General features: G+C 62.0%; 22 protein-coding genes. 7 read left to right on the top strand and 15 right to left on the bottom strand.

Annotation, left to right across the window (positions count from 1 at the left end; translation table 11 throughout):
* Window positions 1-105 precede the first annotated feature (105 nt).
* From araH to FW800_RS15805, 7 genes are all read left to right on the top strand, one after another.
* Window positions 106-1074 carry an L-arabinose ABC transporter permease AraH gene (gene araH, locus FW800_RS15775; RefSeq protein WP_005787495.1) on the top strand — a complete coding sequence of 323 codons (969 nt, stop codon included), beginning with the start codon at window positions 106-108 and terminating at the stop codon, window positions 1072-1074.
* A 269-nt stretch (window positions 1075-1343) separates the two neighbouring features.
* Window positions 1344-2264, top strand: a complete 921-nt coding sequence (locus FW800_RS15780; protein ID WP_194440501.1) for a substrate-binding domain-containing protein — start codon at window positions 1344-1346, stop codon at window positions 2262-2264.
* A 62-nt stretch (window positions 2265-2326) separates the two neighbouring features.
* Window positions 2327-3835, top strand: coding sequence for a sugar ABC transporter ATP-binding protein (locus tag FW800_RS15785; protein WP_320403506.1), 1509 nt, complete (start codon window positions 2327-2329; stop codon window positions 3833-3835).
* Window positions 3801-4793, top strand: coding sequence for an ABC transporter permease (locus tag FW800_RS15790; RefSeq protein ID WP_446437935.1), 993 nt, complete (start codon window positions 3801-3803; stop codon window positions 4791-4793). Before FW800_RS15785 ends, FW800_RS15790 begins: the two co-directional genes overlap by 35 nt.
* 27 nt (window positions 4794-4820) lie before the next feature.
* Complete coding sequence (locus tag FW800_RS15795; RefSeq protein ID WP_446437936.1) at window positions 4821-5912, top strand: alcohol dehydrogenase catalytic domain-containing protein; 1092 nt, start codon at window positions 4821-4823, stop codon at window positions 5910-5912.
* A gap of 4 nt (window positions 5913-5916) precedes the next feature.
* Window positions 5917-7449, top strand: a complete 1533-nt coding sequence (locus FW800_RS15800; protein WP_446437937.1) for an FGGY-family carbohydrate kinase — start codon at window positions 5917-5919, stop codon at window positions 7447-7449.
* Window positions 7450-7525: 76 nt separating this feature from the next.
* Window positions 7526-8251, top strand: a complete 726-nt coding sequence (locus FW800_RS15805; RefSeq protein ID WP_446437938.1) for an SDR family oxidoreductase — start codon at window positions 7526-7528, stop codon at window positions 8249-8251.
* On the opposite strand, the gene FW800_RS15810 is transcribed toward FW800_RS15805, so the two are convergent.
* The 15 genes from FW800_RS15810 to FW800_RS15880 all read right to left on the bottom strand — a co-directional run bounded on the left by FW800_RS15810 (window position 8248) and on the right by FW800_RS15880 (window position 25351).
* Window positions 8248-9252 (bottom strand): LacI family DNA-binding transcriptional regulator, encoded by a 1005-nt coding sequence (locus FW800_RS15810; RefSeq protein WP_446437939.1) that lies wholly within the window; start codon window positions 9250-9252, stop codon window positions 8248-8250. The two genes, FW800_RS15805 and FW800_RS15810, sit on opposite strands and share 4 nt — an antisense overlap.
* Window positions 9253-9310: 58 nt before the next feature.
* Window positions 9311-10174, bottom strand: coding sequence for a LysR family transcriptional regulator (locus FW800_RS15815; RefSeq protein WP_446438000.1), 864 nt, complete (start codon window positions 10172-10174; stop codon window positions 9311-9313).
* A 59-nt stretch (window positions 10175-10233) separates the two neighbouring features.
* Window positions 10234-11493, bottom strand: coding sequence for a Vps62-related protein (locus FW800_RS15820; RefSeq protein WP_446437940.1), 1260 nt, complete (start codon window positions 11491-11493; stop codon window positions 10234-10236).
* A 100-nt stretch (window positions 11494-11593) separates the two neighbouring features.
* Window positions 11594-12988: an amidase gene (locus FW800_RS15825; RefSeq protein ID WP_446437941.1), complete on the bottom strand. Its 1395-nt coding sequence runs from the start codon at window positions 12986-12988 to the stop codon at window positions 11594-11596.
* Window positions 12985-14253, bottom strand: a complete 1269-nt coding sequence (locus FW800_RS15830; RefSeq protein WP_446437942.1) for a Zn-dependent hydrolase — start codon at window positions 14251-14253, stop codon at window positions 12985-12987. Before FW800_RS15830 ends, FW800_RS15825 begins: the two co-directional genes overlap by 4 nt.
* Window positions 14254-14266: 13 nt before the next feature.
* The gene (locus FW800_RS15835) at window positions 14267-14962 is read right to left on the bottom strand and encodes an ABC transporter ATP-binding protein (protein WP_005787517.1); all 696 of its coding nucleotides are present in this window, start codon (window positions 14960-14962) and stop codon (window positions 14267-14269) included.
* A complete protein-coding gene (locus tag FW800_RS15840) occupies window positions 14962-15711 on the bottom strand; it encodes an ABC transporter ATP-binding protein (protein ID WP_078821062.1) in 750 nt (249 codons plus the stop codon). Before FW800_RS15840 ends, FW800_RS15835 begins: the two co-directional genes overlap by 1 nt.
* Window positions 15708-16718, bottom strand: coding sequence for a branched-chain amino acid ABC transporter permease (locus tag FW800_RS15845; protein WP_148854174.1), 1011 nt, complete (start codon window positions 16716-16718; stop codon window positions 15708-15710). The genes FW800_RS15840 and FW800_RS15845 overlap by 4 nt, the downstream gene beginning before the upstream one ends.
* A 1-nt stretch (window position 16719) precedes the next feature.
* Window positions 16720-17580, bottom strand: coding sequence for a branched-chain amino acid ABC transporter permease (locus FW800_RS15850; RefSeq protein WP_032876425.1), 861 nt, complete (start codon window positions 17578-17580; stop codon window positions 16720-16722).
* Between the two features lie 57 nt (window positions 17581-17637).
* Window positions 17638-18840 carry an ABC transporter substrate-binding protein gene (locus FW800_RS15855; RefSeq protein WP_446437943.1) on the bottom strand — a complete coding sequence of 401 codons (1203 nt, stop codon included), beginning with the start codon at window positions 18838-18840 and terminating at the stop codon, window positions 17638-17640.
* Between the two features lie 220 nt (window positions 18841-19060).
* Window positions 19061-19828 (bottom strand): FadR/GntR family transcriptional regulator, encoded by a 768-nt coding sequence (locus FW800_RS15860; protein WP_005787529.1) that lies wholly within the window; start codon window positions 19826-19828, stop codon window positions 19061-19063.
* Between the two features lie 108 nt (window positions 19829-19936).
* The gene (locus tag FW800_RS15865) at window positions 19937-20692 is read right to left on the bottom strand and encodes an alpha/beta hydrolase (RefSeq protein ID WP_446437944.1); all 756 of its coding nucleotides are present in this window, start codon (window positions 20690-20692) and stop codon (window positions 19937-19939) included.
* A gap of 106 nt (window positions 20693-20798) precedes the next feature.
* Window positions 20799-22211 carry an efflux transporter outer membrane subunit gene (locus FW800_RS15870; RefSeq protein WP_446437945.1) on the bottom strand — a complete coding sequence of 471 codons (1413 nt, stop codon included), beginning with the start codon at window positions 22209-22211 and terminating at the stop codon, window positions 20799-20801.
* Window positions 22204-24177: a MacB family efflux pump subunit gene (locus tag FW800_RS15875; protein WP_078821068.1), complete on the bottom strand. Its 1974-nt coding sequence runs from the start codon at window positions 24175-24177 to the stop codon at window positions 22204-22206. Before FW800_RS15875 ends, FW800_RS15870 begins: the two co-directional genes overlap by 8 nt.
* 1 nt (window position 24178) lies before the next feature.
* Window positions 24179-25351, bottom strand: coding sequence for an efflux RND transporter periplasmic adaptor subunit (locus FW800_RS15880; protein ID WP_032876409.1), 1173 nt, complete (start codon window positions 25349-25351; stop codon window positions 24179-24181).
* Window positions 25352-25512: the final 161 nt, after the last annotated feature.

The raw sequence follows: 25512 nt of genomic DNA on the forward strand, positions 1-25512 counted from the left end.
CTGTGCGAAGGCGCCATGCGCGGCGAACAACTGCGCGAGCACGCGACTGAATCCAACCTGCTGCAGCTGGCCTTGCCGCGCGGCCTGGCGAACTGAGAGAAGACCATGACCATTCAAAACAACGCGCTGCCTTCGGCACGCAAACCCCTCGATATGCGCGCATTGCTCGACAACTGGGCGATGCTGTTGGCGGCGGTGGGCATCTTCGTGCTGTGCGCGCTGCTGATCGATAACTTCCTCTCGCCGCTGAATATGCGCGGGCTGGGCCTGGCGATATCCACCGTGGGCATCGCTGCGTGCACCATGCTGTTCTGCCTGGCGTCGGGGCACTTCGACTTGTCGGTGGGCTCGGTGATCGCTTGTGCCGGTGTGGTGGCGGCGATTGTGATGCGCGATACCGACAGCGTGATGCTGGGCATCGGCGCTGCATTGTTGATGGGCCTGATGGTGGGGCTGATCAACGGCATCGTGATCGCCAAGCTGCGCGTCAATGCCTTGATCACCACCCTGGCGACCATGCAGATCGTGCGCGGCCTGGCGTACATCTTCGCCGACGGCAAAGCGGTGGGTGTGTCGCAGGAACAGTTCTTTGTGTTCGGCAACGGCCAGTTGTTCGGTGTGCCGGTGCCGATCCTGATCACCATCGTGTGTTTTCTGTTCTTTGGTTGGCTGCTCAACTACACCACTTACGGGCGCAACACCATGGCCATCGGCGGCAACCCGGAAGCGGCGTTGTTGGCGGGGGTGAACGTTGATCGCACCAAGATATTGATTTTCGCCGTGCACGGCCTGATCGGCGCCCTGGCTGGTGTGATCCTGGCGTCACGCATGACCTCGGGCCAGCCGATGATCGGCCAAGGCTTCGAGCTCACAGTGATTTCGGCTTGTGTGCTGGGCGGCGTATCCCTGAGTGGCGGCATCGGCATGATTCGCCATGTGATTGCCGGGGTGCTGATCCTGGCGATCATTGAGAATGCGATGAACCTGAAGAACATCGACACGTTTTACCAGTACGTGATTCGCGGTTCGATCCTGCTTTTGGCCGTTGTTATCGACCGCATGAAACAACGTTGATTCAAGCCTTCGGGAGATCAAATATGGAAGGGGCGGTGCAACGATTCGACTTGCCCCTCCCACATGTTCATCGAGCACGACCCATCCAGACGGGTGGGTGGGTGCCAAGGCCGTTACAAAATCAAGCTTGCCCTTGGCTGACCAAATCTACTGCAACGCTTCAAGCGACCAACGGGGGCTTGCGTCACCTCTGTTTAATTGTTAGCTTCTGGCAAAATGTTAACGATAACATTTGCTCTAACAATAAAAACAAAACAGAGACTCACGCCATGAAAATGCTCCCAAAAACCCTGTGTTTACTGGCTGTCGGCATTACCTTCGGTACTCAGGCCTTTGCCGCCACACCGCCCGCGCCCATTCGTATCGGCGCCTCCTTCCAGGAAATCAACAACCCCTATTTCGTCACTATGAAAAACGCTCTGGAAGAAGCCGGCGCGACCATCGGTGCCAAGCTGATCATCACCGACGCCCGCCACGACGTGTCCAAGCAGGTCAGTGACGTCGAAGACATGCTGCAAAAAGGCATCGATATCCTGCTGATCAACCCTACCGATTCGGTCGGCGTGCAGTCCGCCGTCAAGTCGGCCCACGCCGCAGGCGTCGTGGTGGTGGCTGTGGATGCCCAGGCGGACGGCCCGCTGGATTCGTTCGTGGGCTCGAAGAACTTCGACGCGGGCTTCCAGGCGTGTGAATACCTGGCGAAGACCATCGGTGGCAAAGGCAATATCGCCATCCTCGACGGCATCGCCGTGGTGCCGATTCTCGAACGTGTGCGCGGTTGCAAAGAGGCGGTGGCCAAGCACCCGGACATCAAGATCGTCAGCATCCAGAACGGCAAGCAGGAGCGTGACCAGGCGCTGACCGTGACCGAAAACATGCTGCAGGCCCAGCCGACCCTCAAGGGTATTTTCAGCGTGAATGACAACGGCTCCCTCGGTGCGCTCTCGGCCATCGAAGCCAGCGGCATGGACGTGAAACTGGTGAGCGTCGACGGTGCGCCGGAAGCGATCAAGGCGATCCAGAAACCCGGCAGCCATTTCATCGCCACCTCGGCCCAGTACCCCCGCGACCAGATCCGCCTCGCCCTGGGCATTGCCCTGGCCAAAAAGTGGGGCTCTCAAGTCCCGGCCAGCGTGCCGGTGGACATCACCTTGATCGACCAGGCCAAGGCCAGGGACTTCAGCTGGTAAATCCCCAGGCCCCACGCAAACCGTGGGGCCCAGGTCTTCCTTCTGAGCGCGAGGTCGGCGGTATGAGCAGTCTTCTGAAGCTGGAAAACATCTGTAAGCGTTACCCGGGGGTACAGGCCCTCAAGTCCATCAACCTGCAAGTGGAGCGTGGCGAAATCCATGCCTTGCTGGGGGAAAATGGCGCGGGCAAATCCACCCTGATGAAGATCCTCGGCGGCGTCGAGCATCAGGACGAAGGGCAGATCCTCATCGACGGCCAGGCGCAGCAGTTCGCCACTTACCGCGATGCCATCGCCGCCGGTATCGGCATCGTGTTCCAGGAGTTCAGCCTGATTCCCTACCTCACGGCGGTGGAAAACATCTTCCTCGGCCATGAGTTGAGCAACCGCTTCGGCCTGTTGCGCAAACGTGAAATGACCGAGGCGGCGCAGGCGTTGTTTCAGCGTTTGGGGGTGAGTATCGACCTGCATTGCGCGGTCAAGCACCTGAGCGTGGCCGAGCAGCAGTTCGTCGAGATCGCCAAGGCCCTGGCCCTGGACGCACGCCTGCTGGTACTCGATGAACCCACCGCGACGCTGACGCCCAGCGAAGCCGAGCTGCTGTTCGAGATCATGCGTGAACTCAAGCGCCAGGGCGTGGCGGTGATTTTTATCTCGCATCACCTGGAAGAGATTTTCCAGGTCTGTGACCGCATCAGCGTGCTGCGCGACGGCGGCAATGTGGGCGTCACCGACGTGGCCGACAGCGATATCGACCGCCTGGTGGAGATGATGGTGGGGCGCCGCCTGGAGTGCAGTTTCCCGCCCAAGCCCAGTGCCGAACGCGGGCCGCTGTTGCTGGAGGTCAAAGACATCCAGCTGGTGCGCAATGGCCCACACAACAGCTTCCAACTGCACAAGGGCGAAATCCTGGGCTTTGCCGGGCTGGTGGGGTCGGGCCGTACCGAATTGGCCCTGGGCATGATGGGGGCGCTGCCGTCGGTGAGCAAAGAGGTGTGGCTGCGCGGCGAAAAAATCAGCCTTGACGACCCGGCCCAAGCCTTGGCGCACGGCATCGGCCTGCTGCCGGAAAGTCGCAAGAGCGAAGGGCTGATCACCGATTTCAGCATTCGCGAAAACATCTCCCTGAACAACCTGCCCAAATATCAGAACGCCTCGGGCCTGATCGACAAGGCCAAGGAGTGCGCCAGCGTCGAAGCGCTGATGCGCCAGCTGTCGATCAAGGCGCCCAGCGGCGAAAGTCGCGTGCTTAACCTCAGCGGCGGCAATCAGCAAAAAGTCGTGATCGCGCGCTGGATCAACCACCACTGCGAGGTGCTGGTGTTCGACGAGCCCACCCGCGGCATCGACGTCGGCGCCAAGGCGCAGATCTACGCGCTGATGCGCAGCCTCACCGAACAGGGCTACGCAATCATCATGATTTCCTCCGAATTGCCCGAAGTCATCGGCATGTGCGACCGCGTCGCCGTGTTCCACAAGGGCGCGATCGTCAAGGTCCTGGAAGCGTCCGCCGTCAATCCTCAAGAGGTCATGCGCCATGCAACAGGGGGCTCAAGTGAATACGTCCATTAACACCGCAAACACCGGCCGCTTGCGCCTGAATGTGGCACGGCTGCTGCGCTCGCCGGCGTTCTATCCCTTCGTCGGGCTGGTGGTGGTGACCCTGGTGATGATCCTTGCCAGCGACACCTTCCTCACCGCCAGCAACCTTTCCAATATCGCTCGCCAGGTATCGATCAACGCGATCATCGCGGTGGGCATGACCTGCGTGATTCTTACCGGTGGCATCGACTTGTCGGTGGGGCCGGTGATGGCGTTATCCGGCACGCTCACGGCCGGTTTGATGGTGGCCGGCGTGCCGCCCGGCCTGGCGATTGGCGCCGGGTTGCTGGTAGGCGTGGCGTTCGGCATCGGCAATGGGCTGTTCGTGGCTTACCTGCACATGCCACCGATCATCGTCACGCTGGCGACCATGGGCATCGCCCGTGGGTTCGGGCTGATGTACACCGACGGCTACCCGATTTCCGGGCTGCCGGAGTGGTTCGCCTTTTTCGGGCGCGGCAGCGTGTTCGGTATGCAGGTGCCGATCCTGATCATGGTGCTCACTTACCTGGCCGCCTATGTGCTGCTGCAACACACGCGTATCGGCCGCTACATCTACGCCATCGGCGGCAATGAAGAAGCGGTGCGTTTGTCCGGGGTGCGTGCGGCGCGCTTCAAGCTGCTGGTGTACGGCATCAGTGGCCTGACCGCGGCGATAGCCGGGCTGGTGCTCACCTCGCGCTTGATGAGCGGCCAGCCCAATGCCGGTGTGTCGTTCGAGCTTGATGCGATTGCCGCCGTGGTACTCGGCGGTGCATCGATCGCCGGCGGGCGCGGGGTGATCGTCGGCACCTTGCTCGGCGCCATGCTGCTGGGCGTGTTGAACAACGGCTTGAACATGCTTGGCGTATCGCCTTACGTGCAGAGCGTGATCAAGGGCGGGATCATTTTGCTGGCGATCTTTATCAGCCGTCAGCGCCATCGATAAATACCTCATCACACAGGACCCAACACCATGGACAAGCACACCCACATGCAAGCCGTCGTCTGCCACGGCCCGAAAGACTACCGCCTGGAACGCATCGGCAAACCCCAGGCCCGCGCCAATGAACTGGTGATCCGCATCGCTGCCTGCGGCATCTGCGCCAGTGACTGCAAGTGCCACTCCGGCGCTGCGATGTTCTGGGGCGGTGACAACCCCTGGGTCAAGGCGCCGGTGGTGCCGGGGCATGAATTTTTCGGCTACGTGGTGGAGGCGGGCGAGGGCGCCGAGGAACACTTCGAGGTCAAGGTCGGTGACAAGGTCATCGCCGAACAGATCGTGCCGTGCGGCAAGTGCCGTTTCTGCAAGTCGGGCAAATACTGGATGTGCGAAGTGCACAACATTTTCGGCTTCCAGCGTGAAGTGGCCGAAGGCGGTATGGCCCAGTACATGCGTATTCCCAAGACTGCCATCGTGCACAAGATCCCTGAGGCGGTGTCCCTGGAAGACTCGGCCCTGGTGGAGCCCATGGCCTGCTCGATCCACACCGTGAACCGCGGCGACATCCAGCTCGATGACGTGGTGGTGATTGCCGGTGCGGGCACCCTTGGCCTGTGCATGGTCCAGGTCGCCGCGTTGAAAACCCCGAAAAAGCTGGTGGTGATCGACATGGTCGACGCGCGCCTGGAACTGGCCAAGCAATTCGGCGCCGATGTGGTGATCAATCCCGCCCGTGACAACGCCCGCGAGATCATCAATGGTCTCACCGACAACTATGGTTGCGATGTCTACATCGAGACCACGGGGGTACCGGCCGGCGTCACCCAGGGCCTGGACCTGATCCGCAAGCTTGGGCGATTTGTGGAGTTCAGCGTGTTTGGCGCCGAGACCAGCGTGGACTGGTCGATCATCGGCGACCGCAAGGAACTCGACGTACGCGGCGCGCACCTGGGGCCGTATTGCTACCCGATTGCCATCGACCTGTTCGAACGTGGCCTGGTCACGTCCAAAGGCATCGTCACCCACGATTTCCCGCTGGACGACTGGGCCGAAGCGTTCGAACTGGCGAACTCGACCAAGTCGATCAAGGTGCTGTTGAAACCGGTGCTGCCCGCCGATGAGTAACAACATGAACTACGTCATGGGTGTCGACATCGGCACCCAGAGCACCAAGGCGCTGCTGGTGGATGCCCAAGGCACGATCATTGCCCAGCACAGCCAGGGCTATCGCGTGGATACCCCCAAAGTGCGCTGGGCCGAGCAATGGCCGCAGGTGTGGCTGGACGCTGTGCAAGCCTGCGTTGCCCAGTGCATGGCCAAGGCTGGCGTGCCGGCGGGGCAGGTCAAGGCGCTGTGCATCAGCAGCCTGTACGGCGGCTCGGGGATTGCCGTGGATGCGCAGATGACACCTTTGCACCCGTGCCTGATCTGGATGGACCGCCGCGCTGGCGAGCAGGTCGAGTGGGTGCGTGAGCATGTGGATCTGGAGCGGCTGTTCGCGGTCACTGGTAACTCGGTGGACAGCTACTACGGGTTCACCAAAATGCTCTGGCTCAAGCAGCATCAACCGCAAGTGTGGGCGAACACTCGCTACTTGCTGCCGCCCAACAGCTACATCAACTGGTGCCTGACCGGCGAGTTGGCGGTGGACCACAGCAGCGCCGGCAATATCGGCGGTGTCTACGATGTGGCGGCGCGCAACTGGTCAGGCGAGATGCTGGATGCGCTGGGTATCGCGCGGTCGATGATGCCCGAGCGCTTGGTGTATTCCGGTGAGGTGGTGGGTGGTTTGCTCGCAGACTGGGCCACTCGCCTGGGCTTGCAGGCGGGCACGCCCATCCTGGCCGGTGGCGTGGACGCGGCCATGGCCACTCTGGCCGCAGGCGTCACCCAGCCGGGTAATCATGTGGCGATGATCGGCACCAGCATGTGCTGGGGTTACCTCAACCAGCAGGTGGATGCGCACCACGGCCTGGTGAGCATGCCCCACGTCTACAACGGCCACCGCGACCTGTACATCTTCGGCGGTGCGATCACCGCCGGAGCGTCGGTCAGCTGGTTTCGCGAGCAGTTCTGCCAGGCCGAAGAGCAGCAGGCCCAGGCAACCGGGCAAGACAGCCTGGTGCTGCTGGAGCAGAGTGCCAGGAAGATCCCGGCGGGCAGTGAAGGCGTGGTGTTCCTGCCGTACCTGATGGGCGAGCGCAGCCCGGTATGGGACGACCGCGCCAGCGGCAGTTTTGTCGGGCTGAACCTGTATCACAGCCGCATTCACCTGTACCGCGCGGTGCTGGAGGGTGTGAGTTTTGCCCTGCGCCACAATATCGAGGCAGGCACCCAGGGCGCCCACTCCCTGGACCCGCGCCTGATCGTGGTGGGTGGGGCGAGCCATTCGGATTTGTGGATGCAGATTATCGCGGACGTCACCCGCTACCCCGTCTACACCATTGTCCAGGAAGTTGAAGCGGCTCTGGGCGCGGCGTTGCTGGCGGCGCATACGGTGGGGTTGGTCAGTGATGAGGCGATGGACACAGGCTGGGTGCAACTGGAGCAACGGGCGCAGCCCAAGCGCGAGAATGTCATGGCCTATGACCGGGCGTTTACCGAGTACCTGAAGCTGTATCCGGCCCTGAAACCGATCATGCACAACCTGCAAGCTACCTGACTCAACACGGTTAAAAATGTGGGAGGGGGCTTGCTCCCTCCCACAGTGGATCTTCATTGTTCTTGAGATTTTATCTATGAACGCAGTCTTCAACTTCACCCACCAGCGCATCCTCGTCACTGGCGCCAGCAGTGGTATCGGTCGCGAAATCGCCCGGCAGCTGATCAACAGCGGCGCCGAAGTCTTTGCCCTTGGTCGCGACGCCCAAGCCTTGGCTGCACTGGGCTGCCACTCTTTGTGTGTGGACATGGCCGACAGTACTGCCCTCGATAAAGCGCTGCAAGCGCTGCCGCCCCTGCACGGCCTGGTCAACTGCGCCGGCATCTCGCGCCTGGAGCCCGCCGCTGCGATCAGCGCCGAGGCTTTCGACCAGGTAATGAACGTCAACGCTCGCGCCGCGGCCCAGGTGGCCAGTCGTGTCGCGGCAAAGATGATCGCGGCGAACGTCGCCGGCAGTATCGTCAACGTCTCAAGTCAGGCGTCGTTGGTGGCGCTGGATGACCATCTTGGTTACTGCGCCTCCAAGGCTGCGCTGGATGCGATCACCCGTGTGCAGTGCGCTGAGTGGGGCCGTTTTGGTATCCGCGTCAATGGCGTCAACCCTACGGTGACCTTGACGCCGATGGCAACCATGGCCTGGTCCGACCCGGCCAAGCGCGACCCGGCGCTGGCGGCGATCCCCTTGGGGCGTTTTGCGCAACCGGCGGAAGTGGCGTTGCCGGTGCTGTTCCTGCTGAGCGACGCAGCCAGCATGATCAGTGGTGTTAGCTTGCCTATCGACGGCGGCTATACCAGCCGTTAGCCGTTTTCCAATTGCCCGGCGATGACGACCTTGTCCCGTGGCTTGTAAGGGTCTTCAAGCCGATCGAGCAGCAGGCGTACCGCGCTGCTGCCAGCCAGTGACGCGTCGTGGGCCACGCAGGCGATCGGCACGCCGAAGATATCGGCGAAGGGCAGGCGGTCGATGCCGCAGATGGTCAGGCTGTCATGGGGGATGTTGTGCATGCGCAGTGCGCGCAGGGCGCCGAGGGTGATCAACTGGTTAAAACCCATGATCGCGTCCGGCGCCGAATGTTCGGCGAGGTAGTCGAGGGTGTGCAAGTACGCCGGCATCAAGGTGTAGTCGCCGGCCTGCACCTGGACCTGAATGTGCGGGTGTTCGGCCAGCACTTCGCGCAACCCCTTGAGACGCTCCACGGTGATGCGCGAATGCTCAGGGCCGGTCAGTACCAACAGGCGCTTGAGGTTCGGGGTTTGCCGTAGCAGGTAGTGCGCCGCCTGCAGGCCGCTGTGGTAATTGTCCAGCACCACGCGGCTGAAAGGGCTGTCGTGGAGGGTGCGATCAAGCAGCACCACGGGGGTCTTGCCGTTACCCAGGCGCTCCAGGTAGTCAGGCTGGTAGCTCGGCTCATCGGAGACCGGTGACAGGATGATCCCCGCCACGCGATAGCCCAGCAGGGTATCCACGGCTTTGCTCTCCAGTTCCTCCAGCTCATCTGTGTCCACCAGCATGATGGTGTAGCCGTGCTTTTTCGCCTCGCGGGAAATCGCCTTGATCATCTCGCTGTAGAACGGGTTGTCGACCGACGCGGTAATCACCCCGATGATCAGGCTTTCACTGCGCTTGAGCCCGCGTGCAAAGGCGTTGGGCACGTAGTCGAGCTCCCGTGCCACTTCGAGGATGCGCGCCAGGGTGGCGGGTTTTACCAGGTCGGGTTTGCTCAGCGCCCGGGACACCGTGATGGTGGTCATGCCGACCCGTTTGGCGATGTCGCTGATGGTGACTGACTTTTTCTTGTTCATCGATAAGGCTGCAAAAGGACACATCCGCAGGCTAGCATGCGCCGCAGCATCCGGTGTTTCAAATCAGTGGGTCCCAGCGTTGCGACCAGTCACTTTCGGCCTTGACCACTTCGCGCAGCAGCGTCAAAGCCTGTTGCAACACCGCCGAATCCCGTGCCCGTGAATACACCAGGTAGGTGGGGAAGCTGAATTCCGGCGCCTTTGGCACACGCTGCATCACCCCGCTGTCCAGGTAGCTTTGCACCACCCGCGTGCGGAAGTATCCGGCGCCGCCGTTTTCCAGGATGTACTGCAACGCCAGCGGCCCCAGGTTGAAACTCACGGCTGCGCGTGCGCGGTCGGGCAGGGCGGCGTCATGTTGCTGGCGAAAACCCTGGCCCCAGTCGATATACACATACGGCTCAGGTTGGCTCGCCAACTGCACAAGGATCAATTTCTCCTCCAGCACTTGTTCCACCTGCAAGCCTGGCCAGTATTGCGGCTGGAACACCAAGGCAGCGTCGAGCACCCCCAGTTCCAACTGGCGCAACAGGTATTCACCCTCGCGGATTTCGGTGCGCAGGGCGTGCCCGGGGATATGTTTGCGCAGTGCCTGGGACCAGCCAAGCATCAGCGGGTTGCACAGGCTGACTTCACCGCCGATATGCAGCACATTGCGGTAACCATCGGGTAGCGGCAGGTCACGGCGCGCCGCTTCCCAGGTTTGCAGCAGCTGGTTGGCATACACCACAAAGGCTTCGCCATCGGCAGTCAGGCGCGCACCGGCACGGTTGCGGATAAACAGCGTGCTGCCCAACTGGCTCTCCAGGTTCTTCACCCGGGCGGTGATGGCGGTCTGGGTGACGTGCAGTTTTTCCGCCGCTGCGGCGAGGCTGCCGCAGCGGGTGATTTCCAGGAATGTGCGTGCCAGTTCGATGTCCATGGGGCCGTCACAGAAGAAAGTGATGCTCATTGTAGAGTCATTATCCCCTCGGCTGGCATTCATTCATGCAGCAGGGACGAGGCCTCCTGCTCTGGCGTTTCGACTATCGTCACAGAGCGAGGGGCAGGCGGGTACTCGGCCCAGTACAAGCTGTTGTTCGGTTGCAGGGTAAGGCCTTCACCCACTTCGCTGCCGTCGGTGCGCAGCAGTCGGTAGGCATAGCTGATCAAAAATACGCCAACGGCTTTATAGGGCCCCAGGGTGCACCAGACGGTGAAAGTTTTTGAGGTGGTCCAGCCTTGGGTGATTGCATTGCTCTGGCTGATGCTGAAGTTGCTTTTTGCAGTCATTTTAAACAGCGCTGTAAAGCCAGTCTCTACACTTAGCTCTACTCCCGTGGTTGTGGAGTTCGTTTGCGTGCTGCTGGTTGATTCACTGGAATGGATCGCCCAGTTGTAGCGTTGAACGTCACCTGTGTTGTTGTGAGCGTGGCGCACCAGCACGTAGTGCTCGGTTCTCTGCAAATGGTAGTGAGGTGATTGAATGAACTGCTGGTCCGGCGTCAATAGGGGGTCAGAGATGACGAACCAAGGCAGTACGGTGGTGTAGGTCGCGTGATTACGCTCAAAGTCCGATGGCCGGGCATAACCTGACAGTACCGGTGCGTGCGTGGGCGCGGGGGGGGCCTGGATGGGCAGGTGCGTGCGCAGGGCGAAGGCGCGGTTAACGGATGAAGGCATTGAATATTGGTCATGACCAATAGAGGTTCCCGTGCAGAAGAATACTTCTGCCGGCAAGGGAGAAGGCGGCGCAATTTTCCAGGCGGAGAAGTTTGTGCCTGCGTGTGTGCCCCTGTCGTTCCAGACCTCCCCATCGACCCGAGCTGGAATCACCAAGTCTTCACGCACACATTTGACCGCAGCGATATTCGGAGGGCGAAACGAATTGCTGCAGACCAACCCCATACTCACGTAGCCGGGCGGTGCCACTGGGTGCCAGATGGAAATAGTGAGTTCGGGCCTTTTTAGCTCCCACACCCAGGTAAAGTCGATCGGTGGTTTGAGCGCGGTACCTGTCGGGCCCTGTGCGTCGGCCACCACCGGCACCACCTTCAGGCCCTGGATGGCCTGGAAGTTTGGCTCCAGTACATCACCCAGTATCGAATATTCGGCCAGTTCTGGAGGAACTCTGGGGCGATAGAAGGTGATGGGTTTATCGCCGAAGTGCTCGCCCTCGCTGTTGCCGGTATGGTTGTTTGCGTAATAGGAAAAGTTGTATGTGAAGTTGATCAAAAGATCTTTGTATCTGATCGGGTCCAAGGTGCATGTGCTCTTCAAGGTTAGGGATTATGACCTTGAGGATTTGACCGCTGATCAGGCCTGGGGGAGCGGTACATAAATGCCCCAGGCCTTGATCACTTTACTGAGGGGTTGCCCGATGTTCGGTGGGAAATGCCTTGGCATAGAGTTGGCACACTTGCAGCACCCGATCATCGGCAAACCTTGCGCCCACCACCTGCAAGCCAACCGGTAGCCCATTTGCCGCCAACCCGCAGGGCACCGACGCGGCTGGCTGCTGGGTCAGGTTGAACGGGTAGGTGAACGGCGTCCACTGCATCCATTCATCGAGCCCCGAGCCCGGCGGTACGTTGTGCCCGGCTTCAAACGCGGTGATTGGCATCATCGGCGATACCAGTACGTGGTAGTGCTCATGGAACGCGGCCATCCTGGCCACCAGCGCCGCCCGGGCTTCGAGGGCCGCGGTGAAATCATCCAGGCTCAACCGTCCACCCTGTTGGGCAATACGCAGCAGCCCCGGGTCCAGTAGTTGCTTTTGCGCATCGCTCATCGCCCCGGTCAGGCGCGCGGCGCCGGCAGCCCACAGGGTGCTGAACACCTCAAGCGGGTCGCTGAAACCCGGATCGATCTGTTCGACATGGGCGCCCAATTGCACCAGGCCCTCAACCGCCTGTGCGATGACCTTGGCGACCTGCGGATCCACATCCACATAGCCGAACGTTGGGCTATAGGCGACACGCAAGCCTTTCAAATCTGCACCCGGCGTAAGCCAAGGGGTGGTCCTTGGCGCTCCGATCAGGCCATCGCGCGCATCCATTTGTGCCACGGTCTGTAGCATCAGCACGCTGTCTTCCACGGTGCGGGTCATGGGGCCCAGATGCGACAGGAGGGTCATGGAGCTGGCCGGCCATTGCGGCACATAGCCAAAGGTCGGCTTGATCCCAAACGTACCGGTGAACGCACACGGGATGCGAATCGAACCGCCCGCATCGCTGCCCTGGTGCAACACGCCCAGGTTCAACGCCGCCGCCGCGCCCGCGCCACCCGAAGAGCCGCCCGCGGTGGTGCGTGTATCCCACGGGTTGCGGGTGATACCGTACAGCGGGTTGTCGGTGACGCCTTTCCAGCCGAACTCGGGGGTGGTGGTCTTGCCCAACAACACCGCGCCGGCCTTGCGCATCAGGGCCGAGAAGGGCGCGTCAATGTCCCACGGGCCTTCGGCACAGGTGGTGCGCGAGCCCTTGCGGGTGGGCATGCCGATGGTCAGCGTGAGGTCTTTGATCGATGCAGGCACACCGTCCAGGGCGCCGCACGGCTCACCCTTGAGCCAGCGCTGTTCCGATGCCCGTGCAGCGTTCAGCGCGCCCTCCGGATCCACGTGGCAGTAGGCGTTCACCACCGGGTTATAGCGTTCGATGCGCAGCAATGCGTCTTCGGCGACTTCCACGGGTGATAAGCGCTTATCGCGAAAATGTTGCAACAGCTGCACCGCTGTCATTTGCCCAATCTCACTCATGCCACACCCCCCTGGGCCGCATTCACCATGGCCCGCAGCAACACCGCGCAGCCAGCCGCCAGATCATCCGGCGCGGCGTTTTCGATTTCGTTATGGCTGATGCCGCCTTCGCATGGCACGAAGATCATCCCGGCCGGGCCCAGTTCGGCGACGAAGATCGCGTCATGCCCGGCGCCGCTGACGATGTCCATATGGCTCAAGCCCAAGGCCCTCGCGCCATCGCGCACGGCATTGACGCAGGCCGGGTTGAAGTCCAGCGGCGTGAAGTCGGCAGTGGGTGTCAGTTCAAAGGTCAAGCCGTGTCGGGCGGCCGTGGTTTCGATCACTGCGTGTACTTCATCGACCATGGCTTGCAGCTTGTCGGCATGCAGGTGGCGCAGGTCGAGGGTCATCTGCACCTGGCCGGGAATCACATTGCGCGAACCCGGGTGCAGGCTCAGGCAACCAACGGTGCCGCAGGCATGGGGCTGTTGTTGATGGGCGATACGGTTGACCGCGCTGACCACCTCGGCGGCGCCGACCAGGGCGTCCTTGCGCAGGTGCATCGGTGTGGGGCCGGCGTGGGCTTCGACGCCGGTGAGGGTCAGGTCGAACCATTTCTGGCCCAGGCAGCCCATGACCACGCCGATAGTGGTGGCCTGGTCTTCCAGTACCGGGCCTTGCTCGATATGCGCTTCGAAGTAGGCGCCGACCGGATGGCCCAGAACCGCACGGGAACCGGCATAGCCGATGCGCTGCAATTCGGCGCCTACCGACAGGCCCTGGTCGTCGCATTTGTCGAGGGTGTCCTGCAAGTCGAACTTCCCGGCAAACACCCCGGAGCCCATCATGCATGGCGGGAAGCGCGAGCCTTCTTCGTTGGTCCACACCACCACTTCAATCGGCGCTTGGGTCTGGATCTGCAAGTCATTCAAGGTACGGATCACTTCCAGCCCGGCCATCACCCCGTAGCAGCCGTCGAACTTGCCGCCGGTGGGTTGGGTGTCGATGTGGCTGCCGGTCATCACCGGGGGCAGGGCGGGGTTGCGTCCGGCACGACGCGCAAAGATATTGCCGATGGCGTCGACAGTGACGCTGCACCCAGCCGCTTCGCACCACTGCACAAACAGGTCGCGGGCCTGGCGGTCCAGATCGGTGAGGGCCAGGCGACACACGCCACCCTTGGCCGTGGCGCCGAGTCGGGCCAGGTCCATCAGCGATTGCCACAGGCGGTCACGGTTGATCAGCGGGGCGTTGCTCTGGAGCGGTTGCGCAACACTATTCATCAGAGATCTCCAGTCAGGCACTCAAGGCCAGATAACGGTTCTTGATCGACGGGTCGGCACGGAAGTCAGCGGCGCTGCCTTCGTACACCACGCGGCCCTGTTCGAGTACGTAATGGCGGTCGGCGAGTTTGTCGCAGACCATCAGGTTCTGCTCCACCAGCAGCACCGGCAGGCCGTCGTCCTTGACCTTGCGCAGGATCTTCACCAGCTCGTCGACGATCACCGGGGCCAGGCCCTCGGTGGGTTCGTCGAGGATCAGCAGCTTGGGGTCGTTGAGCAGGGCGCGGGCGATGGCAAGCATTTGCTGTTCGCCGCCGGATAGCGCATGGCCGGCGTTTTTGCGCCGTTCCTTGAGGCGCGGGAACATGGCGTATACGTCGTCCAGTTGCCATCGGCTGCTTTTGCGCACGGCGATGCGCAGGTTTTCCTCGACGCTGAGCAGGCGGAAAATCCCGCGGTTCTCCGGCACCAGTGCCAAGCCCTGGCGTGCAATTTCAAAGATTTTCTGCCCCACCAGCGCCTGGCCATTGAAGTGAATCTGGCCCTGACGCGGGCAAATGATGCCGAGGATGCTGCGCAGGGTGGTGGTCTTGCCGGCACCATTGCGACCCAGCAGGGTCACCAGTTCGCCAGGGTTGACGGTCAATGACACGCCCTCCAGCACATGGCTCTTGTCGTAGTAGGAGTGAATATTCTCGACGATCAGCATCAGGCGGCCTCCCCAAGGTATGCAGTGCGCACACGTTCATCGGCACGCACGAAATCTGGCGTGCCTTCTACCAGGATCTGGCCGTGGCTCATCACCGTGATGCGTTGGCTGATGGACATGACAATGCTCATGTTGTGTTCGATCAACAGCACCGTGTGGTCGCGGCCCAGGTCGCTGATCAGTTGGGTCATGATCGGGATATCATCGATGCCCATGCCCGAGGTCGGTTCGTCGAGCATCAACAGTTTCGGTTTGGAGCAGATCGACATGCCCACCTCCAGCACCCTTTGCTGGCCGTGGGACAACTCGCCGGCCAGGGTGTCGGCGCGGGCAGTGAGTTGCAGGCGCTCAAGGACCTGGTCGGCCATCTCCAGGTGTTCGCGCTTGCTGTCCACTCGGCGCCAGAAGTTCAAGGCACGGGCGCCATCGCGGCCCTGGGCGGCCAGGCGCAGGTTTTCGCGCACGCTGAGGTTCTGGAACAGGCTGGTGAGCTGGAACGAACGCGCCATGCCCAGGCCGACGCGGGCATGGGCGGGTTTGCGCATCAGGTTGTTGCCGTCGAAATGGATCGCTCCGGCAGTGGCCTGGCGCTCGCCTGTCAGGCAATGAAACAGGCTGGTCTTGCCAGCGCCATTGGGGCCGATAATGGTGTGGATGGTGCCGGCCTCGACCTTGAGGTTGACGCCATTGACCGCACGGAACGCGCCATAGGCCAGTTCCAGGTGTTGGGTTTCCAGCAGGATGCTCATAGCCCTTGCTCCTTGGCGACGACCGCGCTTTTGCGCGTACCGCGCACCTTCTCGAACAGCGACGCCAGGCCGCCCCACAAACCGCCGCGCATGAAGATCACCACCAGGATCAGGATCACCCCCAGCAGCATCAGCCAGCGCGGCCACAGGTCGGAGAGGAAATCCCCCAGCAGCACAATGGAACCGGCGCCCAGCAATGAGCCGAACAACGAGCCAGTGCCGCCGACGATGGTCATGATCAGAATGTTCTCGGACATCGCCAGGTCAATATTGGACAGTGGCACAAAGTGCAGCAGCATGGCGTACAGCGCCCCGGCAATCCCGGTGACTGCCCCGGACAGCACGAACACCAGGATCTTGAAGTGCCGCGTGTCGTAGCCAATGGCCGAGGCCCGGGTTTCGTTTTCGCGGATCGCCATCAGCGTGCTGCCGAACGGCGAAGCGATCACCCGGCGAGCGCCGATAAAGATCAGCAGGAACAGCACCGCGACAAATCCATAGAAGGCACGGGCATCGGCCAAGGACAGCAGCACGGTTTCACCCACACGGATTTCCGGGCGCGGCACGCTGAGCAGGCCGTTGTCGCCGCCGGTCCAGTCGCTCAGGGTGTAGGCGACGAAATAGGCCATCTGGCTGAACGCCAGCGTGAGCATCACGAAGTAAATGCCGGTGCGCCGAATCGCCAGGGCGCCCACCAGCAATGCCAGGAAACCGCCGGCGATGGCGGCACCCAGCAGTGCGGTGAACAACCCCAGTTGCAGGTGGATCATCAGCAACGCCGCGCAGTAGGCGCCGGCCCCGAAGAAGATGCCTTGGCCGAATGACAGCAAGCCGGTGTAGCCCAGCAACAGGTTGCAAGCCAGGGCGGCCATGGCAAAGATCAGGATCTCGGTGGCCAGGGTTGCCGAGGGCAGTATCAACGGCAGGCCGATCAGCACCGCCAATACCCACAGCAGCATCGCTTTGGATTGGGTCTTGGCAAACGGCAGGGGGTTTTTCTCGCTCATTTCAGGCTCTCCCGAACAGGCCGTAGGGGCGCACCAGAATCACCACGGCCATCGCGCCGTAGATCATCAGGCTCGCACCCTGGGGCCAGAGTGTGGTCATCAGGCTTTGCACTACGCCTACCAGCAAACCGCCGACCAGCGCACCGCTGAACGAGCCCATGCCGCCAATCACCACCACCACGAACGCCACCCCGAGAATCTCCGGGCCGACAAAGGGCTGGGCACCACGCAACGGCGCGAACAACACCCCGGCGACACCGGCCAGGGCCACGCCGAGGGCGAAGGTCATGGAGAACAGGCGGAAAATATTGGTGCCCAGCAATGACACGGTTTCAGTGCTCTCACTGCCGGCGCGCACCAGGGCGCCGAAGCGCGTGCGTTCCAGCAGCAGCCACAGGCCCAGGCCGACCAGCCCGGAAAACACGATGAGAAACAGGCGGTAGTAGGGATAGACAAAATCCCCCACCACCAGCACGCCGCGCAGCAACTCCGGTACGGCGACACTTTTGCCCACCGGGCCCCAGATCATCACGCTGGCTTCCTGGATAATCAGCGCGATCCCCAGGGTTACCAGAATCTGGAACATGTGCGGCAAGTGGTAGATCCGCTGGATCAGCACACGCTCGATCACCCAGGCCAGCGCAGCCACCACCAGCGGCGCGACGAGCAGCGCCAGCCAGAAGCTGCCGGTGAGGCTCACGGCGGTGTAGCAGATGTAGGCGCCCAGCAGGAAAAACGCGCCGTGGGCGAAGTTGACGAAGTTGAGCAGGCCGAAAATGATCGTCAGCCCGACCGCGATCAGGAAGTAGATCATCCCCAGCCCAAGGCCGTTGAGAATCTGGAACAGGTACAAATTGAGCATGCAGGAACCCTCTGCAGGCGGCCGCTTGCGCGGCCCTGCGCGACAAAAAGTAAGCAGTCAGTCGAGCGTGCAGCCCGTCGCCTCGACCGGTGGGAACGATTGGCCGGCGCTGAGCACCTTGGCCAGGTCGTCCTTGTCGGCCATGTCGCCGCTGGCCTTGCCGACCAGCAGGTAGTAATCCTTGATCACCTGATGGTCGCCGGCGCGGATCGACTCCTTGCCGGTCGGGCCTTCATAGCTCAAGCCTTGCATGGCCTTGGCCACGGTTGCGCCGTCGAAGCTGCCGGTGGCGATGATGGTATCGAGCATGACCTTGGTGCTGATGTAGTCGGCGGCCAGCGGGTAGGTGGGGTTGATGCCGTATTTGGCCTGGGTCAGCTTGACCAGTTCGCGGTTGAGTGGCGTATCGACCTGATGCCAGTACTGCGCGCCGAGGTACACACCTTCGAGCACATCGCTGCCCAGTTCCTGGAATTGATCAAGGCCGGCCGACCATACCAGTAGCACCTTCATGCGTTCCTTGATGCCGAAGTTCACCGCCTGGCGCAGGGTGTTGGACGACTGGCTGCCGAAGTTGAGCAGTACCAGCACGTCGGGCCGGGTGGAAATGGCGTTGGTCAGGTAGCCGGAGAATTCCTGCTCCTGCAGCGAGTGGTAGCTGTTGCCGACATGCTCCAGGCCGTGTTCCTTCAGCACGCTCTTTGCGCCTTCGAGCAAGGCTTCGCCGAACACGTATTGCGGCGTGATGGTGTACCAGCGTTTGGCGTCCGGCAGCAGTTTGATCAGTGGCACCATGGTTTCGCGGATCGCGCCGTAGGTGGGCACTGACCAGCGGAAGGTCGCCTTGTTGCAATCCTTGCCGGTGACTTCATCGGCACCCACCGGGGTCATGAACACGCCGCCGACTTTATCGACTTCCTTGGCCACCGCCAGGGCGGAAGACGACAGTGTGCAGCCCTGGAAGAACCGTGCGCTGTCCTGCGCGATTGCCTCCTGCACCTTGCGCACCGCTTTGCCGGCGTTGCCTTCGGTGTCTATAACCTTGTAGGTGAGCGGGCGGCCGAGGATCTCGTCATGCTGTTGCACGGCCAGGCGCGAACCCATGTCGGCAAATTTGCCATAGCTGGCAAACGCGCCAGACATGGACTTGAGGCCGTAAAAGATAAAAGGCTCGGCGGCGAAGGCCGAACGCACGCTCAGCGGCAAGCTGAGGGCGGCGGCCGCGGTGAGGCTGGCTTTCAATAACGTACGACGCTGCATGGGGTGACTCCCTGGTTTAGTTATTGGCAGGAGCGGCAAGGGCGATACGGTGGTGCAAGGGCCTGTGGGCAGGCTTGTTATTGGGTAACTCGGTTCAACAGATGGACACGGTCAAATGTGGGAGCTGGCTTGCCTGCGATGCGGGCGCCTCGGTGTTACAGGGGGACCGAGTCGATGCCATCGCAGGCAAGCCAGCTCCCACATTGATTGGGTTTTGTTCCTAACGGTGATCAAACTCCAGAAGGAAGTGCGGGCTGACCTGGCCTTCCAGCGCAGTCATATGGTGTTCGGCATCGCACATATGCTCATGCATCAAACTGCGCACGGCGCTTTCATCCCCGGCACGAAAGGCGATCAGCAGTTGTTTGTGATAGTCGAGGTTGGCCGCGTCGAACTGCTTGCGCTTGGGCTTGTAGGCTTTCTTCAGCACCACCAGGTCGCGCAGCAGGTCGTTGAGAAACTGCGCCATAAAACTCAGCAGCGGGTTGGGGCACGCCCGGGCCAGCAGGTTGTGGAACTCCAGTTCCGCCAGGCGCTGTTCGCGCTGGCCGGCTTCGCTGTCTTCGGGGGCGCTGCAAAAATCCACATTGGCTTGCAGGGCCTGATAGTCGTCTTCGCTCAAGCGCCCGAGCACCGATAGCGCCAGTTCCACTTCGATGACCTTGCGCAACTGATACACCTGCTCGCCATCCAGATGCTGGAAGTGCAGGTAGTTGCGCAAGGCGCGGCTGGCAGGTTCAGTGCCGGCCTGGTTCAGATAAGCCCCGCCACTGGGGCCGGTGCGCGTATTGACCAACCCTTCGACTTCCAATGCCTTGAGCGCTTCGCGTGCCGAGCCCTTGGAGCACTGGAAGCTCTCCATCAGCTCGCGTTCGGTGGGCAAGCGGTCGCCGGGCTTCAAGGCATCGGTGACGATGGAGCGCTTGACCGACTCGACAATCACATCGGACAGCTTCTGGCGTTTGCGGCGTAGCGGGCGAGTCAGCATGGGTTCGATTTATCGTATTAATGCGGATAAATAGCACTTAATAACGATTGCATCGGAGCGTCAACGCAGCGTGTCGTTTTCGATGGCAACAGGTCGCAAATGCGCCGGTTACTCCCAGGCACCCAGGTCAAGGCAGCGCGCGGAGGCTGGCGGCTGTTTGCCATAGGCGAGGAAATCCCCCAGCCAGCGGGTGACACAGCCGTCGGCGCCCGACTGCTTGGACTCCTTGAGCAATAACTGCTCGACGCCCACAGCGATAGGATCGCCCGGCGTCGCATTAATCAGCACCATGCGTGCGATGCGCTCGGGAAACAGCGTGCCGTAGCGGCTGCCAAGACGGGTCGCGGCGGCGCTGCCCAGGTAGTGCAGGCGCGCTTCGCCGAGCTGCCCGCGCACATATTCCATGTCCAGCACCGCCTGCTCGACCGCGTTTGGCTGGCGCAGGTCGCGGGGGCTCAGTTCGATCACGTCATAACGGTCCACCAGCGTGCGATAAGCGCGGGTGGCGAGCGACTCCCAGTGGCTGGCCAGGTGCTGCACGAAAGGCGCGTTGGCGGGTTGGGGCGGTTCGCCGGCCTGGATGAATACCACGCCCTCGCGGTTGAGCGGTTGCCTTGCGCCCACACGCGTCACGCTCAGGCGTATACGACCGCGCCCGGGAGCAGCGTGGTCCCGTGGCACACTGACCAGGCCGCATTGGGTGCGCCCGACCACCTCAGGGTCCAGGCGCGCAGTGGTAGTGAGGGGGCAATCCAACAGCCAGTCGATTGCAGTGGGCACGATCAAGGGCTCAGCGCGCACTGCGTTTGCTATAAGCCAGCAGCTTATGCAGACCAGGCTTTTTACAAGAACGCTGGGTGTCATCACGAGGTCCCGGGCAGCCGTATGTAACAGCTTTTTTACCAAGGACCTGGGGGTGGAGAATGTAAGGCTAAGAAACAGTTTGTGTAAGAAATGCCGATTTTGCTTATCAGCTATCGGTCTTCCATCCACCCCCTAATGCCTTGTACAGCGCGATACTGGCTTGCAGCCGCGACAGGCGCAGTTGCACGTTCAGGTCCTGGGCGGCATAGAGGGTGCGTTGGGTTTCCAGCACCGTAAGCAGGTCTTCGGCGCCGGCCTCGTAGCGGCTTTGCGCAATCTCAAAGGCCGTTTGCGCCTGCTGCAGTTCTTCGGTTTGCCATTGGCGTTGCTGGTCCAGGCGAGTCAGGCTGCTGAGGGCTTTTTCCACATCGGCAAAGCCGTTGATGATCGCCCCGCGGTAGGTCTGCAGCAGTTCATCCTGGCGCGCACGGGCTTTATCGCGCTCGGCACTCAGCCGACCGTTGTTGAAGATCGGTGCGATCAGGCCCGAGGTCAGGGTGTAGAACGGGCTGCGCAGAACATCTTCAGCCTTGTACGCACCCGAGCCGAGGGTTGCGCCCAATGTCACCGTGGGCAGCATGGCCGCACGGGCCACTGTGACGTCGGCATTGGCCGCCGCCAGCTGTGCCTCGGCCTGGGCGATGTCAGGGCGGCGACGCAATAACTGGCTAGGCACACCGGGGCCGATATTCGGCCAGGTCAGTGCCTGGAACGGCTCGCTGCCCAGCGCCAGGGCCTGTACCGGCTGGCCGAGCAAGGCGGCGAGGGTGATGCGCGATTCTTCGGCCGATTGCTGGACCAGCGGCAGTTGCCGTTGCTGGCCGGCCACCAGGCTCTTCTGTTGTGCCAACTCCAGGGCCGTGGCGGAACCGGCATCGTAGCGGGTTTGCACCAGGTCCAGCACATTGCGCGCATTGGCCAGGTTCAGCTCGGCGATCTGCAGGCGCTGGTGCGCGGCCAGGGTTTGCGCATAGCGGTCGGCGACATTGCTGAGCAAGGTCAACTCCACGTTGGCCTGATCGAACTCACTGGCGTGCAGGCTATGCACAGCGCTGTCTCGCGCAGCGGCGCGGCCACCCCAGAAGTCGATTTCGTAGCTGGCCGTGAGGTTGGCGTCATAGTTATTGACCGTCTTGTTGCTCTCGGTGGCGTCCAGGTCCGAGTTGCCGCTGCCGCGCAACAGTCTTTGACGGCTGGCGCTGAGGTTGAACTTCACCTCGGGCAGCAACGGTGCGCCGGCAATCACCGCTGTCGCCTGGGCCTGCCGCACCCGCGCCATGGCCGCAGCCACATCAAAGCTGTCACGGCGGGCCTGATCGATCAGGCGGTTCAGCGCAGGGCTGCCAAACTGCGTCCACCAACGCTGGTTGGTGGCCTGGTCGGCGTCGCGCTCGGCATATTGCCAGGCGGCGGGCGCGGCAATGCCGCTGTCGAGGGCAGGCGAGGTGCCGGCACAGGCAGTGAGCAACAGGCACAGGCTGAGCGTCGACAGGTGCGGTGCGATGGATCGTTTATTCACTGGTCAATGCCTTAACCGGATCGAGCCGGGCAGCTTTACGGGCCGGCATAAAGCCGAATACGACGCCGGTGACCAGCGCACAGCCAAACGCGCCGAACACCGCCACCAGGGAAAACTGCACCGCCACTTCGGCCAGCACCAGCACGCCGCCCACCAGCAATGCCAGGGCGATTCCGAACAGACCGCCGACCACCGAGAGCATCACCGCCTCGGTGAGGAATTGGCGCAGGATGTCGCTCTGGCGCGCCCCGGTGGCCATGCGGATGCCGATTTCGCGGGTGCGTTCGCGCACGGTCATCAACATGATATTCATCACGCCGATACCGCCCACCAGCAGGGAAATCGCGGCAATCGAGCCGAGCATCAGCGACAGGGTGTTCTGGGTCCGCGCTTCGGCCTGGATCATCGCGGCGTCGTTCGTCAGGTGGAAGTCGCGTTTGCCGCCGTGCAGCGTTTGCATAAGCTGACTGATGGCTTGCTCGGCCTCTTGCACCTTGCGCGCATCGGCGGCGGCAATGGCAACGTATTCGGGGTTATAGGTGCCGAACAGGCGCACGCTGGCGGCGGTATAGGGAATGGCGACACGGTCATCGCTGTCTTGCATGCCGGAGCTGGAGCCTTTTTCCGCCAACACGCCAATCACCTGGAAGGGCACGTTTTCGATCAGGATGTATTGGCCGATGGGGTCTAGCTGGCCTTTGAACAGCTTTTCGCGCACGCGATGACCGATCACCGCCACCGTGGCCCCGGCGCGCTCGTCGGCTTCGGTAAAGTAGCTACCCTCGGCCACTGGCCAGTTGAAGATGTCCGGGAAGTTGGTGTCGTTACCGCCCACATAGGCCATGTAATCGACGTTGCCGAAGCGAACACCGGCGTAGGTGCCGTTCACCGGCATGATGCGCTTGACCTGGGGCAATGTAGCCAATGCGGCCACATCATTGAGGGTCACGATACCTGGCGGTGTGCGCGGGTTAGGCGAAAAACCGCTCAGGTAGATGATGTTGGAGCCGAAGGCCGCCATCTGCGCCATGACCTGGCGCTTGCTGCCTTCGCCCACTGCCAGCATCACCACCACCGACGCCACGCCGATGATGATCCCCAGCAGCGTCAGCGCGGTGCGGAAGCGGTTGATCCACATCACCCGCCACGCCGCCTGCACCGCGTCCAGCAGCTCGGCTTTCCAGGCACCATTGTGTTCGGCGCCGTCGGCCAGGCGCTGGCGCAGGTCCACGGCTTGCAATGCGTCGCTGCCGGCCGTGACGGGCACGTGGGGGGGGCTCAACGCCGAATCGCTGATGATCAGGCCGTCGCTGATCTCGATGATGCGGTTGGCGTGCGCCGCGACTTCGCGGTCGTGGGTAATCAGGATAACCACGTGGCCCTGGCTCGCCAATTCATCCAGCAGCACCATCACCTCGGCACCGCTGTGGCTGTCGAGGGCACCGGTGGGTTCGTCGGCAAGGATGATATGCCCGCCGTTCATCAACGCACGGGCAATCGAGACGCGCTGCTGCTGACCACCGGAGAGCTGGTGCGGGCGGTTGTTGGTGCGATCGGCCAGGCCCAGGCGGGTCAGCAGAGCCTTGGCGCGGGCATGGCGTTCGGCAGCGCCGATGCCGGCATAGATCGCCGGCATCTCGACGTTTTCCTGGGCCGAGCCGGACGGGATCAGGTGGTAGCCCTGGAACACGAAACCAAAGGCTTCGCGGCGCAGCCAGGCCAGTGCGTCGCTGTCCAGGTGCGCGACGTTTTCCCCGGCGAACAGGTAGTCGCCCACGGTGGGGCGGTCGAGGCAACCGAGGATGTTCATCAGTGTGGATTTGCCGGAGCCCGAGGCGCCGACGATGGCAACGAACTCTCCTGCATGGATCGACAGGTCGATCCCGCGCAATACGTCGACCTGCGGGCTGTCGCCGCCGCCGTAGGATTTGCGGATGTTCTTGAGTTCGATCAGTGGCGTGGTCACATCAACCCCCGCTGCTGCTGGCGGGGCCGATCAACAGATGATCGCCTTCGTCCAGGCCATCCAACACTTCAACTCGCAGGCGGTCACTGATACCCAGCTGTACTTCTCGCTTCTGGATGGCACCGTTTTTGGTCACGACCCGCGCGATCTGCTTGTCGGTGCCTTGGCTGCCGAGCAGCGCTGCGACCGGGATGGTGAGAGCGTCCTTGACCTGGCTGGCTACGAAAAACACTTGGGTGGTCATTTCGGCCATCAGTGCATTGTCAGTGTTGTCCACATCCAGCAGTACGGTGTACAGCACTACGCGGCCACTACCGGTTTTGCTCGTGCTACTGGGGCTGCCACTGCCCTGGCTGGTTTCATTCAGCGGCTTGGGCGGTATCGGCAGGATCTGGCGCACGGTGCTGCTCCAGCGCCGGTTGCCGCCGGCGAGGGTAGTGAAATAGGCGCTCATGCCCGGTTTGACGTGGCCGATATCGGCTTCGGACACTTCGGCCCATACGGTCATTGGTGACAATTTGGCGATGCGCAGGATCAACGGCGTTTGTTGTTGGGCGTTGAGGGTTTGGCCGACTCGCGCATCTACCGCCACCACGGTGCCGCTCATGGGCGCGTAAATCCGCGTATAGCCCAGTTCGGCCTCGTCACTGCGCAGGCTGGCCTGGGCTTGGCGGATCTGTGCCTGGAACATATCGACACGGGCTTGGGTGGCACTCAGTTCGGCTTTGGCGGTTTGCACATCTTCTTCGCGGGTGGCGTTGCCTGCAACCAAGCGTTGCTGGCGCTGGTATTTCTGGCGTGCGAGTTCGTGCTGGGCTTTCTGTTCCTGCAACTGCGCCTTGAGGTTTTCAATGGAATAGCGGCTGGCGTCGAGCTTGGCCTGTTGCGTGGCGGGATCGATTTCCACCAGCAGATCGCCTTCCTTGACTTGATCACCAGCCTCCACATGGATCTTGCGAATCTGTCCGGACGCCTGGGCACCTACGTCCACATAACGGCGCGGTTGCAGGGTGCCCAGTGACGTAACGCTATTTTCAATGTCGCCGCGGGTTACGGTGACCGTGGGTAGGCTGTCGCGGCCCGACGGCAGCACTTGCCAGGCAGCCACCACAAGGATGGGGAGCAGGCACGCCAGCACAAGCAGGGCGCGTCGGGCAGGTCGAGGGCGTTTCATGTCTTGGTTCCAGCCAGGAGGTGTTGACCGCAGGAGCGGGGAGTTGACAGTTATACGAGGAAAATGCTCGGGAATTTAGGTTGTTACACATGTGGTAACAGCTCGTGCGACGAAAAAAAATGCACCGTTGGTGCAAGACTCCTTTAAAAGTAGATGAGAAT

The sequence above is a fragment of the Pseudomonas sp. 910_23 genome, from assembly GCF_052850795.1.

Bases quoted from the DNA above. Each gene is read 5' to 3' on its own strand.
- araH (WP_005787495.1), top strand. From the start codon at position 106: ATGACCATTCAAAACAACGCGCTGCCTTCGGCACGCAAACCCCTCGAT.
- FW800_RS15780 (WP_194440501.1), top strand. From the start codon at position 1,344: ATGAAAATGCTCCCAAAAACCCTGTGTTTACTGGCTGTCGGCATTACC.
- FW800_RS15785 (WP_320403506.1), top strand. From the start codon at position 2,327: ATGAGCAGTCTTCTGAAGCTGGAAAACATCTGTAAGCGTTACCCGGGG.
- FW800_RS15790 (WP_446437935.1), top strand. From the start codon at position 3,801: ATGCAACAGGGGGCTCAAGTGAATACGTCCATTAACACCGCAAACACC.
- FW800_RS15795 (WP_446437936.1), top strand. From the start codon at position 4,821: ATGGACAAGCACACCCACATGCAAGCCGTCGTCTGCCACGGCCCGAAA.
- FW800_RS15800 (WP_446437937.1), top strand. From the start codon at position 5,917: ATGAACTACGTCATGGGTGTCGACATCGGCACCCAGAGCACCAAGGCG.
- FW800_RS15805 (WP_446437938.1), top strand. From the start codon at position 7,526: ATGAACGCAGTCTTCAACTTCACCCACCAGCGCATCCTCGTCACTGGC.
- FW800_RS15810 (WP_446437939.1), bottom strand. From the start codon at position 9,252: ATGAACAAGAAAAAGTCAGTCACCATCAGCGACATCGCCAAACGGGTC.
- FW800_RS15815 (WP_446438000.1), bottom strand. From the start codon at position 10,174: ATGGACATCGAACTGGCACGCACATTCCTGGAAATCACCCGCTGCGGC.
- FW800_RS15825 (WP_446437941.1), bottom strand. From the start codon at position 12,988: ATGAGTGAGATTGGGCAAATGACAGCGGTGCAGCTGTTGCAACATTTT.
- FW800_RS15830 (WP_446437942.1), bottom strand. From the start codon at position 14,253: ATGAATAGTGTTGCGCAACCGCTCCAGAGCAACGCCCCGCTGATCAAC.
- FW800_RS15835 (WP_005787517.1), bottom strand. From the start codon at position 14,962: ATGCTGATCGTCGAGAATATTCACTCCTACTACGACAAGAGCCATGTG.
- FW800_RS15840 (WP_078821062.1), bottom strand. From the start codon at position 15,711: ATGAGCATCCTGCTGGAAACCCAACACCTGGAACTGGCCTATGGCGCG.
- FW800_RS15845 (WP_148854174.1), bottom strand. From the start codon at position 16,718: ATGAGCGAGAAAAACCCCCTGCCGTTTGCCAAGACCCAATCCAAAGCG.
- FW800_RS15850 (WP_032876425.1), bottom strand. From the start codon at position 17,580: ATGCTCAATTTGTACCTGTTCCAGATTCTCAACGGCCTTGGGCTGGGG.
- FW800_RS15855 (WP_446437943.1), bottom strand. From the start codon at position 18,840: ATGCAGCGTCGTACGTTATTGAAAGCCAGCCTCACCGCGGCCGCCGCC.
- FW800_RS15860 (WP_005787529.1), bottom strand. From the start codon at position 19,828: ATGCTGACTCGCCCGCTACGCCGCAAACGCCAGAAGCTGTCCGATGTG.
- FW800_RS15865 (WP_446437944.1), bottom strand. From the start codon at position 20,692: ATGACACCCAGCGTTCTTGTAAAAAGCCTGGTCTGCATAAGCTGCTGG.
- FW800_RS15880 (WP_032876409.1), bottom strand. From the start codon at position 25,351: ATGAAACGCCCTCGACCTGCCCGACGCGCCCTGCTTGTGCTGGCGTGC.